Here is a 13,007-nt window from a genome sequence, read left to right as displayed (position 1 = left end):
TAAAATGTATCTAATTGATAAATTTTTAACGAGCGGAGGTTTATTATGGATTTTCAAGCTGAATATAAGCGCAAGCTTACGACAGCAGAAGAAGCTGTTAAGGTTGTAAAAAGCGGAGATTGGGTAGATTACGGTTGGTGTACAGGTACACCAGACGCACTTGATAAGGCACTTGCAGCACGTACAGATGAGTTACGTGATGTTAAGGTTCGTGGTGGTATTTTAATGAAGCTTCCAGCTATCTTCGAAAGAGAAGATGCAGGTGAGCATTTCTGCTGGAACTCATGGCACATGGGTGGTATCGAGCGTAAGCTTATTGCAAAAGGCTGCTCATACTATGCACCTATCAGATACTCTGAGCTTCCTAGATACTATCGTGAGCACATTGAGCCAAACGATGTTCTTATGCTCCAGACAACAACAATGGATAATCATGGATATTTTAACTTCGGTCCTAACGCATCTCATCTTATGGCTGCAGTTGAAAAGTCTAAGCACATCATCGTAGAAGTTAACGAGAACATGCCACGTTGCCTTGGCGGTTTTGAGGAAGGCATCCACATTTCAAAGGTTGATGCTATCGTAGAAAGCAACAACCCAGCTATCTCAGAGATGGGCGCAGGCGGTGCTCCTACAGATGTAGATAAGGCAGTAGCTAAGCTTATCGTTGAGGAGATTCCAAACGGTGCATGCTTACAGCTTGGTATCGGCGGTATGCCTAACACAGTAGGCGCTATGATTGCTGATTCAGACCTTAAGGATCTTGGTGTTCATACAGAAATGTACGTTGATGCATTCGTAGACATTGCAAAGGCTGGTAAGATTAACGGTTCTAAGAAGAATATCGACAGATTCCGTCAGACATACGCTTTCGGTGCTGGTACAAAGAAGATGTACGATTACATGGATGAGAACCCAGAGCTTATGAGCGCACCTGTTGATTACACTAACGATATCCGTCAGATTTCAGCACTTGATAACTTCATCTCTATCAACAACGCCGTTGATGTAGATTTATATGGTCAGATTAACGCTGAGTCAGCTGGAACAAAGCACATTTCTGGTGCAGGCGGACAGCTTGACTTCGTACTTGGTGCTTATCTTTCTAATGGTGGTAAGAGCTTTGTATGTCTTTCATCTACATTTACTACAAAGGATGGTACTGTTAAGAGCCGTATTCGTCCTACACTTGCAGAGGGCTCTATTGTTACAGATACTCGTGCAAACACACATTACCTTGTAACAGAATATGGTAAGGTTTGCCTTAAGGGCCTTTCAGCTTGGGAACGTGCAGAAAAAATTATCAGTATTGCACATCCTGATTTCAGAGATGAGCTTATTGCTGAGGCTGAGAAGATGCACATTTGGAGACGTTCAAATAAATAATTGGTATATTAAGATAAAACCCCTTTACCGTAAAAATTCTTACGGTAGAGGGGTTTTCTTAGTATAACCTATGATTGTTTTAGAAAAATATAAAATAATTATTGAAAATCTAAATATAATTTGATATATTATCTTTGAAATAAAGCTAAGCATTTTTTATAGGGGCTTGATGCTAAGCAATAAGACAAAGGAGGAGACGCATGAAAAGATTAATTTCATGTGTTCTGGCAGTTTCTATGGTTGGAGGTCTTACAGCATGCGCGGGCTCAGAATCTAAAAACTTTACAGTTAGCTACGACGGCATTGCAGTAGGTGACGTATCTTCGGGCGTATCTGTCCATGATCCATCCATTTTAGAAGTTGACGGAACATATTATATTTACGGCTCTCATATGACAGCTGCAAAAAGTACTGATTTACTTAATTGGGAGAGTATTGCAGATGGATATATGAAGACCAATCCAGTTTACGGTCAGATTTATGATGTGAAGGATAAGGCATTTGCTTATTCTGGCTCAAAGGACAGTATCATCAAAACAGATGATGGTGGTACCCATGTGTGGGCACCTGATGTAATTTACAACGAAACTACAGGTTTGTATTATATGTATTATTGCACAACCAGTACATTTAATGCTTCGAACCTGTGCTTTGGCACCAGCACATCCCCAGAGGGACCATTTGAATGGCAGGGAGCACTTATTTATTCAGGCTTTACAAATAAAAATATAGAAGCAACTGATGTGCTTGATTATGTAGATGAGGATTATGCCAAGAAGCATTACATTAAGGGCGGTGCTTATAACTACGAAGATTACCCAAATGCCATCGACCCAACAGTGTTCTATGATAAGGATGGCAGAATGTGGATGGTTTACGGTTCTTGGTCAGGTGGTATATATCTTCTTGAGCTGTACCCAGCTACTGGGCTTGTTATTCACCCTGAGGCTGATGAAGCAAAGGGTGTAGATGCATACTTTGGTAAGAAGCTGCTTGGCGGTGGTCACATCTCTATTGAGGGACCATACATTATGTATGACGAAGCTACAGATTACTATTATCTGTTCGTATCATACGGTGGTCTTACCAGCAATGGTGGATATCAGATGAGAGTATTCCGCTCTAAGACTGTTGATGGAGAGTATGTAGATATGAATGGAGCTTATCCAGAAAAGAGTGCAATGCATGAAAACTTTGGACTTAAGCTTTCAGGTAATTACAAGCTTCCTAGTCTTGATAAGGCATATATGGCAACAGGTCATAATTCAGCCTTTGTTGATAAGGATGGCAAGGTTTACGTAGTCTACCACACCAGGTTTAATGATGGTGGAGAAAATCATTCACCACGTGTTCATCAAATGCTTATGAATGCGGAAGGCTGGCCATGTGAGCTTCCATATCAGACACAGGGGGAGACTGTTTCTGATAAGGGATACAGCAAGAATGATGTAGTTGGCCGCTACTATGTGATTAACCAGGGCACTGATATTTCAAGCGATATTGCTAATCCTAGAATCTTCTATCTAAACAAGGATGGTTCTGTAGATGGAGAAGAAGTGTCAGGTACATGGAGTATGAAGGATGGCAGCTACTACATGAATATTAAAATGGGAGACAAAGAATTCAGCGGTGTATTTTGTCAAATGAAAGATGAGGCAGGCACAGATGTGATGACTTTTTCTGCTGTAGGTGGTAACGAATCAGTTTGGGGAGTTAAATACTAAAGAGGAGAGAAAAATAAAAAAATGGACAAATATTTTGAATACAATAAACCTTGGATTTTACAGCGAGCAGATCCTTATGTGTACAGACATACTAATGGCAAATATTATTTCACAGCATCAGTGCCAGAATATGACAAAATAGTTCTTAGATGCAGTGGAACACTTGAAGGACTTAAAGAGGCTCCAGAGCTAGAAATCTGGCACAAGCATGAAGCAGGTCCACAGTCTAAGCATATCTGGGCACCAGAGATTCACTATCTTTTTGGCAAATGGTATATCTATTATGCAGGTGGTGAAATGGAAGATATCTGGAAGATTCGTCCTTATGTGCTGGAGTGCCAAGGGGATGACCCAATGCGTGACCCTTGGATTGAAAAGGGCAAAATGACAAGAGCAGCGACAGATGAATTTTCATTTGAGGCATTTTCTTTGGATGCAACTGTTTTTGAAAATCATGGAAAGTGGTATTATATTTGGGCAGAGAAAACAGGCGTAGGTAAACAGATATCTAATCTTTATATTGCCAGAATGAAAAACGGCTACACCCTTGAGACAGATCAGGTACTTCTTACAACTCCTGACTATGATTGGGAGCGACATGGCTTCTGGGTAAATGAAGGACCATCAGTTATTAAGCGAAATGGCAAGATTTTCATGACTTACTCAGCCAGCGATACTGGCATCAACTACTGCATGGGTATGCTTACTGCAGATGAAAACAGCGATTTACTAGATCCTCTTTCTTGGAGGAAGGAGAGATACCCTGTGCTTGCATCATCAGAAAAGCATGTAGTATACGGGCCAGGTCATAATTCATTTACAGTTGATGAAGATGGAAATGATATTCTTGTTTATCATGCTAGAACAGAAACTGAAATAGTAGGAGATCCACTTTACAATCCTAATCGCCATGCAATGCTTATGAAGTTTGGATGGCAGGATGGAAGACCAGTATTTAGTTATGATCGAAAATAGAGTATGTACCAGGTGTCTGCTGAGAGATATGATTGATGCAGACACCTCTATGATTGAAAAATACAAGGCAGCATTGAAGGCTGAGGATATTGTTAGTGATGAAGAATATGAAAGCCGTCTTAATGTATGCAAAGGCTGCGACAAGCTTAATGAAGGCACATGCATGGCATGTGGCTGCTACGTAGAGCTTCGCGCCACAGCCAAGGTATCCCGTTGCCCGAAGAAATTATGGTAAAAAATAAAAGCCAATCTGTAGGTAACAAGCTATTGTAATTCTCAAGTGAGGAGTGTTTCCGAACGGAGAATTATAATGCTTGTTACCGTAACAGATTGGCTTCATTTTTATTTTACAGGACAATAGTTGATTGCTACACGTATATCCTGTCCATAATTTCCGAAGGTCTTTCCAAAGAGTGTAACACCTCCGATATGTTCAGCGTCATCTTCAACTGCAATTCTAAAATCAAGAGGCGCCCCCTGCGCTAAATCTAAATCTTCGATAGTGATATCTGAAATCTGTAAACCATCAATGAAAGTTCCATGCTTATTTACAACTAAAAGCTTTAACAAACCATATTGATTCCAGTTAGGTGGAAACCAGTCAGGTGTAAACATTCCTCGGATTTCTCCACCGAAATCACCAGGGCTTGTCCACATACCAAGCTTTTTGCCGTTAAGTGAGAATGAAATATCACTTGGCCAGTTGTTATCAATGCCTGGTGCCTCAGATGAAATCTCAAATGAGATGGAAATCTGAGTGATTTGATTGTTGCTAGGTATAAGATTTGGAAGAGAGTACTCTATATATCCCTTTGTAAACCAAAGTATATCTGCATTGAAATGGTCTGGATGACTAAAGTATCTGCTGTCGTCAATCTCTCCGATAACTGACTGACTGTTGGCAAGACCACATGTGGGACAGATATCATATTTAGAAAACTGACCAACCTTAATATCAGTAGTAAATACATTAGTAAGGTCTTCTGGCTTTTCAATTTCTACTACGATTTTGTCCTGAATAACAGAGCAAATCTTGGAATTGCCATGGCTGGCAGATTCGTTAGATGTAGAAATAAGACCACATTCTTCAAGCTTCTTAATATGACCTGTAAGAGCGCCGTTTGATAGCTTTAGCTCTGTGGCTAATTGATTCATGCTCATATGATCGTTTTCTAGCAATATGTTAAGTATCTGGATACGCACGTCTGAGCCTAAGGCTTTAAATAATTCAAGTCCTTCTTCCAGTGATGTGATATGAATCATTACACTGCTCCTTTATAAGAAAATAAAATAATATCTATAATTATAAAAACTAGTACAATTCATGTCAATAAATAAGATGAAAATATGGAATTTATTTTACGAAAATATAAACATAATAATATTTTCGTTCTAAAAAACCTGAATTTATGAAACTAATTGTATAATTTGCCTAAAAAAACTATGGTGAATTTGTGAAGAATAAAAGAATATCCAAAATACTTTAGAAAAAACTAAAATAATTATTGACTTATACCAATGCAGATTTATAATAATTACATAATCGTTAAAGAGCTTTACTGGTTTAGTGATTTTGACTAACAAGCCTCAGTCAATTGTACTACATTATGAAAGTTCTAGACAATTAAAAACAATATTTTCTTTTTACAAAAGGAGGAGAAGAATGAAGAAGAAGTTGATTAGTGCATTACTTTGCACATCAATGGCAGCTAGCTTGTTTGTAGGCTGCGGCGGAGCAGCTTCAGAAGGCGGGGTTGATCCTGATGCTGCTGCAACAGATGAGGAGGCTGCTGAGTCAGCTGAGTCAGAGGTAGTAACTAACACATTTGGTGATCCAAACGGAACACATCTTGAGATGTGGACATTTGTTGAACTTCACGGTCAGCACTACGGTGTTATGGCAGAGGAGTGGAACAAGGAACACCCAGACAACACAATCGAAATTACATGTACAACATATCCTTATGGTGATATGCACACAAAGCTTCTTACAGCTCTTGAGGCTGGCACAGGTGCTCCAGATATCTGTGATGTAGAAGTTGGTCAGTTCCCTAACGTAGTTGAAGGTCTTGATCAGTGGCTTGTACCACTTAACGATTACGCTAAGGATTACCTTGATACAATGGTTCCTGCAAGAATGGAAACATATCAGGGTGAAGATGGTAACTACTACGGAGCTCCTTATCACGTAGGTGCTACAGTAATGTACTACAACGTAGCTGCAATGAGCGAGGCAATGGGACTTAGCCAGGATGAAGTAATTGCTAAGATTGATGCAGTTAAGACATGGAAAGATTACGAAGCTCTTGGTAATGAATACCTTACAGCTTTAGGAGATGATACAAAGTACTTTACATCAGTTGATACAGGCGGAGTTGATTGGCTCTGGATTGCAATGGCTGAGTATGGCGATGACTGGACAGGTGGATTCGAAGGTTCAGCAAATGTTCAGCTTGATTCAGTTAAGGAAATGCTTACAATGCAGCAGTCTTGGTTAAAGTCAGGATTTGCAATGGTTTCTCCAGATGGACATGTTGACCTTGAAGCTGGTTTCCAGAACATTATGGATAGAAACATTGTTTCTTTCCCTAAGGCAATGTGGTATATGTCACGTTTCACAAACTACATGCCTGATGAAAAGGGTAACTGGTACATCGCTAAGTGTCCTGTATTCAAAGAGGGACAGAAGTGCTCAGTTGGTGTAGGTGGTACAGGTACAGTTGTAACACAGCAGTCAGCTAACAAGGAGCTTGCAGCAGAGTTCACATGCTGGGCTAAGATGTCAGAGGCTGGTGAACAGCACATCTGGGATACACTTGGATTTGATGTATGTAACACAGCTCTTTGGAGTGATGAAGCATTCGCTCATGATGACAACAATCAGTATAACCAGTTCTTCATCAACTATCCATACGATGTATTAAGCGATATCGGAATGGACAACATTGGTAAGATTTCAGTTGTATCTATCAGCCCAACAATCAACGAGTATCTCTGCACAACAACACTTAATGAGGTACTTGAAGATCCAGATTACTCAATTGATGATGCTTTACAAGAAGCTCAGGATGCGATTGACATGGAACAGTAATTTCTACGGGATGCCGGCCTAGGCAGGCATCCCTATTTTAAAAAATGGAGAAAGGTGCATTATGAAAATCAAGAACTTTTTATACTCTCAAAAGGTGGCACCATATGTTTTTGTTTTACCTTTTATTTTAAGCTTTTTCTTTTTCTGGGTTTACCCACTTATTACAGCTTTCACAATGAGCTTCCAGGATATAGGAGCAATCAAATCTGATTGGGTTGGTTTTGCTAACTATGCAAAGCTTCTCAAGGACAACGTTTTTCATATCGCAGTATGGAACAGTGTAAAATACATGTTCTTTACTTTAGTCCTTCTCATTCCATTCCCAATGCTTTTTGCAGTGCTTCTTGATAGCAATTTGGTAAAGGCAAAGGGCGTATGGAAGGCAGTTCTTTACATGCCAGCATTAACATCAGTAGTTATTTCTGGTACATTATTCCGCCTGATGTTTACAGAGTACACAACAGGTCAGATGAACATGATTACAGCGGCTTTAGGCCTTGGAACATATAAATGGTTAAAGATGGGTTGGTCAGGTATGCTCGCCCTCTTAATCGTAGCCTGCTGGAGATGGACAGGTGTAAATATGCTCTATTTCCTTTCAGGTCTTAAATCAATTGATACTTCATTATATGAAGCTGCCGATATTGACGGCGCAACAGGATGGCAGAAGTTCAAGTATGTAACACTTCCACTTCTTAAGCCAACAACAGTATATGTACTTACAATTTCAGTATATGCTGGTCTTGCAATGTTCCTTGAATCATATATGTTATGGGCAGGAAATTCATCACCAAACAACATCGGTCTTACAATTGTAGGCTACCTATACAAGCGTGGTATTGAAAAGAATGATATGGGTTATGCATGTGCAGTAGGTGTAGTACTTCTTGTTGTAGCACTTATTATCAACTTTGCACAGCTTATCGTGAACGGTACATTCAAGAAGGGAGAGGATTAATATGGCAAAGCAAAAGACAATGGCTAGCTCTCCTAAAAGAGTTGTGGGCACAGTACTTGGAACAGGATTTTTTGCAATCCTTTGTTTAATAATCATTTTTCCTGTATTTGCAGGTTTACTTGCTTCATTTAGACCTGGTACAGAGCTTATTCGTAGGGGACTTTCAATAGATTTGAATGTTACCACAATGAATCTTGACAACTACAAATATTTATTTGGCGGAAACGCTGACAGTGTTAAATATTTCATGTGGTACAAGAATTCGTTATTAATTACCATTATTTCGGTAGCACTTACACTTATAATCTGTTATTTTGTTGCTTATGGTTTAACAATGTATGAGTTTAGATTTAAGAATCTGCTCTTCACAATAGTACTTGCAACAATGATGGTACCTTTTGAAATCCTTATGCTTCCATTATATAAGGAAATCATCGCACTTAAGCTTGTTGATACTTATGTAGGTGTTATCATTATCGGACTTTGCTCCGCATCAACAATTTTCTTCTTTAGACAGTACTTATCAGGACTTCCTAAGGATTTGCTTGATGCAGCACGTATTGATGGTTGTAGCGAATATGGTATTTCTGTAAGAATCATCCTTCCACTTGCAAAGCCAGCCTTTGCATCAATGGGTATTCTTAGTGCAATGGGCGCTTGGAACGCTATCCTTTGGCCACTGCTTGTACTTAAGGGCGCAGAGAAGTTTACACTTCCAATCGGACTTAATACATTACTTACACCATACGGTAACAACTATGATGTACTTATAGCAGGATCAATGTTTGGAATTTTACCTATCTTTATAATCTTCCTCATTTTCCAGAAGTACATCATCGATGGAATGACAGCAGGTGCTGTTAAGGGATAAGGAGAGAATATGGCAAAATTAGTAATTAACAACGAAAACAAAAAGAGCACAATTGCCCCAGAAATCTACGGACATTTTTCTGAGCACTTGGGCCGTTGCATCTACGAAGGACTTTACGTAGGTGAAAATAGCGATATTCCTAATGTGAATGGAATGCGTACAGATGTAGTCGAGGCACTTAAGGAAATGAAGGTTCCTGTACTTCGTTGGCCAGGTGGATGCTTCGCAGATGAGTATCACTGGATGGACGGAATCGGTCCAAAGGAAAATCGTAAGAAGATGATTAACACACACTGGGGTGGCGTTGTAGAGGACAACAGCTTCGGTACACATGAATATTTCGAGCTTTGCAGACAGCTTGGTTGCAAGACTTATGTAAATGCAAATGTTGGTTCAGGTACTGTTCGTGAAATGAGCGAATGGGTTGAATACATGACATTTAAGGGTGTATCTCCAATGGCTGACCTTCGTAAGAAGAATGGTCATGAAGAGCCATGGGTAGTAGATTACCTTGGTGTTGGTAACGAATCATGGGGCTGCGGCGGTAATATGCGTCCACAGCACTATGCAGATGAGTACAGACGTTACCAGACATTTGCTAGAAACTACAATGGAAATAAGCCAATCTCAAAGATTGCTTGCGGTGCTAATGTAGATGATTATCACTGGACAGAAGGTGTTCTTGAGACATGCTTCGACCATACACCAGAGCAGTTCCATGGTTTTATGGATGGTCTTTCACTTCATTACTATACACTTCCTGAGACAGAAGATGATTGGAACATCAAGGGAAGTGCTACAGACTTCACTGAGGAAGTGTTCTACCAGACACTTAAGCGTAGCTACTTCATGGAAGAGCTTATTAATAAGCATGGTGCAATCATGGATAAGTATGATCCAGATAAGAAGATTGGACTTATTATTGATGAGTGGGGTATCTGGACAGATGTTGAGCCAGGTACAAACCCAGGCTTCTTATATCAGCAGAACACAATGCGTGATGCACTTGTAGCTGGTATGAATCTTAACCTCTTCAACAAGCATTCAGACAGAGTTAAGATGGCAAATATTGCACAGATGGTTAACGTGCTTCAATCAGTTATTCTCACAGATGGTGAGAAGATGATTAAAACACCTACTTACTATGTATTTAAGATGTATCGTCATCACCAGGGCGCTACTCTCCTTGGCAGTGACTTACTAAATAATAGTATAGTTGGTAGCGGTAAGAATGAGCTTCCAAAGGTATTTGAATCAGTATCTGAGGATGCAAATGGTGTAATCACAATCACTCTTACAAACAACTCTCTTGAGGCAGATGAGACTGTAGATATTCAGCTAACTCATGACGCCGCTTCTTACAATGTATGTGAAGCTACTTATGTAGCAGGTGCTATGGCTGCACACAACACATTTGAGAATCCAGAGGTTGTTAAGGAGCAGGAATTTAAGGATTACGCTAAGACAGCTGAAGGCATTAAGGTAACACTTCCTAAGTGCTCAGTTGTTAGCATTCGCCTAAACAAGTAACTTTCTTTTTCATAAATCCTTCCATATAATAAATTCCGATAAGCCAGTAGAGAAATCTGCTGGCTTATTGCATTTGGTAGGGTAGATGGAGTATACTCAAAATGCTGAAAAATTTAAAGAATAGGATGATGTTATGGGAGATTATATTATTAGTTGCTGTTCAACAGCAGATGTTACAGATGAGTTTTTAAAGGAAAGAGATATCCAGTATATTTGCTTTCACTATTATTTAGATGATAAGGCATATAAGGATGATTTGTATCAGTCAATGTCACCACAGGATTTTTACCAGGCAATGGTTGATGGTGCCATGACAAAGACATCACAGGTTAATGCAGATGAGTTTACCCAGTATTTCCGTAAGTTTTTAGAGCAGGGGAAGGATGTTATTCATCTTACATTATCCAGTGGTATTTCAGGTGTTATTAATTCAGCCCGTATTGCAGCTGAGGAGCTTTCAGAGGAATTCCCTGATAGAAAGATAGTGGTTTTTGACAGCCTTACAGCATCAGCAGGCTATGGCTTGTTCATGGACAAGCTTGCTTCACTTCGTGATGAGGGGAAGAGCTTTGATGAGCTTGTAAAGTGGACTGAGGACAATATTCAGAATCAGAATACATGGTTCTTCACCACAGACCTTACCTTCTTTATCAGAGGTGGTAGAATTTCTAAGGTCTCTGGTTGGTTTGGTACAGCCCTTAATATCTGTCCGCTTCTTAACATCAATGATGAAGGAAAGCTTATTCCTAGACAGAAGTGTCGAGGTAAGAAGATGGTTAAGAAGGCTTGCCTTGCAGCTATCAAGGAGCGTATTGAAAACGGAGCTGACTATGACCAGAATATCTTTATCACACATTCAGTGTGTATGGATGATGCCAGGGAGATGGCTGATATGATAGAAGAGGCATTTCCTAAGATGAAAGAAAAGGTTCGTATATTCGATATTGGTCCTACAATCGGTGCACATACAGGCCCTGGTACAGTTGCTATTGGTTTCTGGGGTGGAAAAAAGGAGAACTAAGCTATGAAGGATAAGATTAAAGAGTTTAGATTAAACATTACAATACCTGCAGTTTTTACTATGGTCATTGGAATTTTGCTTTTAGTATTTCCTGTTGAAAGCTTGGCTACTATAAGCAAGGTGATAGCAGCTATAATTATTCTTTCAGGAATATTTGTTGTTGTGAATCAGCTTATTGAGCATGGTGTAGATAATGCCCTTGGAATAGCTGTTGGTATGATGATACTTATCGTAGGTATTTGGCTTTTTAACGACTCAGGTAAGATAATAAGCATTATTCCAATTGCAATCGGTGTAATTCTTGTTATACACGGCGTGCAGGATTTAGGAATGGCAGTTGAGGCTGCCAGAGCTAAGGCTTCTAATTTTTGGATTAGCTTTGTACTTGCGGCTGTTAATATACTCTTTGGAATTATCTGCATCGGTGCAGCATTTCAGGTAGTTAGTCTTGCTACAAGAATAATAGGTATCATGCTTATCTGGGATGGCATTACAGATTTTGGCATTGTCCACTCTGTTAGAAAGGCCACTGGTTCTGTTGTAGATGGAACCATCACCAGGGAGGAAGATATCTAAAATGAGACAAATGGAATTTAAGATGGAACGCACAGGCTTACTAGAGGTAGGGGATGTGCTTCCGGTTACTGAATATGCCCTTTCTAACTCATATTATTATGTGTTAGGAAGGTCTTATGCTATGTCCGCAAATTATACAACACTAGAAAGACTCAAAACTGTAAACGGTAAGACCGAAGCTAAGGTTATAGATGTTAAGGAGACCCCAAAGGGATTTTACGTTACAGCTGAATTTGAAGATTCTTGAGGAGAATTATGAATAATCAATCACAGAATGCAATCGATATTGTGCTTGCAGAAAGCTTAAAAGAACTTGCGGCAATTAAGCCTATCGATAAAATAACAATCAAAGAGATTACAGATAAAGCAGGGGTAATCAGACCTACCTTTTATAATCATTTTCAAGATAAATATGAGCTACTTGAGTGGATAACTGTTAACGAATTGTTCGCGCCTGTGGATCCCCTTCTTTCAAATGGAATGCTAAAGGAAGGTGTAACATTTATCCTTACCACCATGGAAAAGGAAAAGGATTTCTATAAAAGAGCTGCAGCCTTAGAAGGGCAGAATTCATTTAACGAAATCTATAACAGGTGTGTGGCAAAAGCAGTTCTTAAATACATTGATGTAGAAAGCTTGGCTGCAATGGCAGATTACAGTTGGCTTAAAAAGGAATTGGTGGCTGAGTTTTTGGCACATTCCATAAGCTGGGTTACCATCCGATGGATTAAAAGAGGGATGAATGTGCCAGTGGAAGAATTGGCAGATGTATATATTAAGATATTTAGGAGCCCAATTATAGAGGTTATTACTAATGAAAAGCGCTAATACAAATGTACGATAATGTAGTTTTTATTTAAACAGGCTTTTATTAT

13 protein-coding genes are annotated in these 13,007 nt (G+C 39.4%); 12 read left to right on the top strand and 1 reads right to left on the bottom strand.

From position 1 onward, the window contains the following. The first annotated feature begins 45 nt into the window (after positions 1-45). The 4 genes from IJ535_RS03435 to IJ535_RS03420 all read left to right on the top strand — a co-directional run bounded on the left by IJ535_RS03435 (position 46) and on the right by IJ535_RS03420 (position 4,320). Complete coding sequence (locus IJ535_RS03435) at positions 46-1,386, top strand: butyryl-CoA:acetate CoA-transferase (RefSeq protein ID WP_294298874.1); 1,341 nt, start codon at positions 46-48, stop codon at positions 1,384-1,386. 200 nt (positions 1,387-1,586) lie between these two features. Further along, positions 1,587-3,110, top strand: coding sequence for a glycoside hydrolase family 43 protein (locus IJ535_RS03430; RefSeq protein WP_294298872.1), 1,524 nt, complete (start codon positions 1,587-1,589; stop codon positions 3,108-3,110). A 21-nt stretch (positions 3,111-3,131) separates the two neighbouring features. Next, positions 3,132-4,085 carry a glycoside hydrolase family 43 protein gene (locus IJ535_RS03425; protein ID WP_294298870.1) on the top strand — a complete coding sequence of 318 codons (954 nt, stop codon included), beginning with the start codon at positions 3,132-3,134 and terminating at the stop codon, positions 4,083-4,085. Next, positions 4,072-4,320 (top strand): DUF6171 family protein, encoded by a 249-nt coding sequence (locus tag IJ535_RS03420; RefSeq protein WP_294298867.1) that lies wholly within the window; start codon positions 4,072-4,074, stop codon positions 4,318-4,320. The genes IJ535_RS03425 and IJ535_RS03420 overlap by 14 nt, the downstream gene beginning before the upstream one ends. Before the next feature lie 107 nt (positions 4,321-4,427). Here the strand turns inward: IJ535_RS03420 and IJ535_RS03415 are convergent, their stop codons facing one another. Continuing rightward, positions 4,428-5,348 carry an ArsR/SmtB family transcription factor gene (locus IJ535_RS03415; RefSeq protein ID WP_294298866.1) on the bottom strand — a complete coding sequence of 307 codons (921 nt, stop codon included), beginning with the start codon at positions 5,346-5,348 and terminating at the stop codon, positions 4,428-4,430. A gap of 400 nt (positions 5,349-5,748) precedes the next feature. Between IJ535_RS03415 and IJ535_RS03410 the strand changes: the two genes are divergently transcribed. The 8 genes from IJ535_RS03410 (at position 5,749) to IJ535_RS03375 (ending at position 12,960) form a co-directional block, all read left to right on the top strand. Next, positions 5,749-7,176, top strand: coding sequence for an ABC transporter substrate-binding protein (locus IJ535_RS03410; RefSeq protein WP_294298863.1), 1,428 nt, complete (start codon positions 5,749-5,751; stop codon positions 7,174-7,176). A gap of 61 nt (positions 7,177-7,237) precedes the next feature. Continuing rightward, positions 7,238-8,134, top strand: a complete 897-nt coding sequence (locus tag IJ535_RS03405; RefSeq protein WP_294298857.1) for a carbohydrate ABC transporter permease — start codon at positions 7,238-7,240, stop codon at positions 8,132-8,134. A gap of 1 nt (position 8,135) precedes the next feature. Then, positions 8,136-9,005, top strand: a complete 870-nt coding sequence (locus IJ535_RS03400; protein WP_294298854.1) for a carbohydrate ABC transporter permease — start codon at positions 8,136-8,138, stop codon at positions 9,003-9,005. Positions 9,006-9,014: 9 nt separating this feature from the next. After that, positions 9,015-10,535, top strand: a complete 1,521-nt coding sequence (locus IJ535_RS03395) for an alpha-N-arabinofuranosidase (RefSeq protein ID WP_294298851.1) — start codon at positions 9,015-9,017, stop codon at positions 10,533-10,535. A gap of 133 nt (positions 10,536-10,668) precedes the next feature. Beyond that, positions 10,669-11,556, top strand: coding sequence for a DegV family protein (locus IJ535_RS03390; protein WP_294298848.1), 888 nt, complete (start codon positions 10,669-10,671; stop codon positions 11,554-11,556). 3 nt (positions 11,557-11,559) lie between these two features. Next, complete coding sequence (locus tag IJ535_RS03385; RefSeq protein ID WP_294298845.1) at positions 11,560-12,132, top strand: HdeD family acid-resistance protein; 573 nt, start codon at positions 11,560-11,562, stop codon at positions 12,130-12,132. A 1-nt stretch (position 12,133) separates the two neighbouring features. Continuing rightward, the gene (locus IJ535_RS03380) at positions 12,134-12,379 is read left to right on the top strand and encodes a hypothetical protein (protein WP_294295440.1); all 246 of its coding nucleotides are present in this window, start codon (positions 12,134-12,136) and stop codon (positions 12,377-12,379) included. Between the two features lie 8 nt (positions 12,380-12,387). Next, the gene (locus IJ535_RS03375) at positions 12,388-12,960 is read left to right on the top strand and encodes a TetR/AcrR family transcriptional regulator C-terminal domain-containing protein (RefSeq protein WP_294298843.1); all 573 of its coding nucleotides are present in this window, start codon (positions 12,388-12,390) and stop codon (positions 12,958-12,960) included. Positions 12,961-13,007: the final 47 nt, after the last annotated feature.

This window comes from Pseudobutyrivibrio sp. (assembly GCF_017471675.1).
GTDB lineage: Bacteria > Bacillota > Clostridia > Lachnospirales > Lachnospiraceae > Pseudobutyrivibrio.
This window is presented reverse-complemented; position numbering and strand designations above follow the sequence as displayed.

Coding starts and splice junctions, on each gene's coding strand:
- IJ535_RS03410 (WP_294298863.1), top strand. CDS start 5,749: ATGAAGAAGAAGTTGATTAGTGCATTACTTTGCACATCAATGGCAGCT.
- IJ535_RS03375 (WP_294298843.1), top strand. CDS start 12,388: ATGAATAATCAATCACAGAATGCAATCGATATTGTGCTTGCAGAAAGC.
- IJ535_RS03420 (WP_294298867.1), top strand. CDS start 4,072: ATGATCGAAAATAGAGTATGTACCAGGTGTCTGCTGAGAGATATGATT.
- IJ535_RS03390 (WP_294298848.1), top strand. CDS start 10,669: ATGGGAGATTATATTATTAGTTGCTGTTCAACAGCAGATGTTACAGAT.
- IJ535_RS03395 (WP_294298851.1), top strand. CDS start 9,015: ATGGCAAAATTAGTAATTAACAACGAAAACAAAAAGAGCACAATTGCC.
- IJ535_RS03430 (WP_294298872.1), top strand. CDS start 1,587: ATGAAAAGATTAATTTCATGTGTTCTGGCAGTTTCTATGGTTGGAGGT.
- IJ535_RS03380 (WP_294295440.1), top strand. CDS start 12,134: ATGAGACAAATGGAATTTAAGATGGAACGCACAGGCTTACTAGAGGTA.
- IJ535_RS03400 (WP_294298854.1), top strand. CDS start 8,136: ATGGCAAAGCAAAAGACAATGGCTAGCTCTCCTAAAAGAGTTGTGGGC.
- IJ535_RS03385 (WP_294298845.1), top strand. CDS start 11,560: ATGAAGGATAAGATTAAAGAGTTTAGATTAAACATTACAATACCTGCA.
- IJ535_RS03425 (WP_294298870.1), top strand. CDS start 3,132: ATGGACAAATATTTTGAATACAATAAACCTTGGATTTTACAGCGAGCA.
- IJ535_RS03405 (WP_294298857.1), top strand. CDS start 7,238: ATGAAAATCAAGAACTTTTTATACTCTCAAAAGGTGGCACCATATGTT.
- IJ535_RS03435 (WP_294298874.1), top strand. CDS start 46: ATGGATTTTCAAGCTGAATATAAGCGCAAGCTTACGACAGCAGAAGAA.
- IJ535_RS03415 (WP_294298866.1), bottom strand. CDS start 5,348: ATGATTCATATCACATCACTGGAAGAAGGACTTGAATTATTTAAAGCC.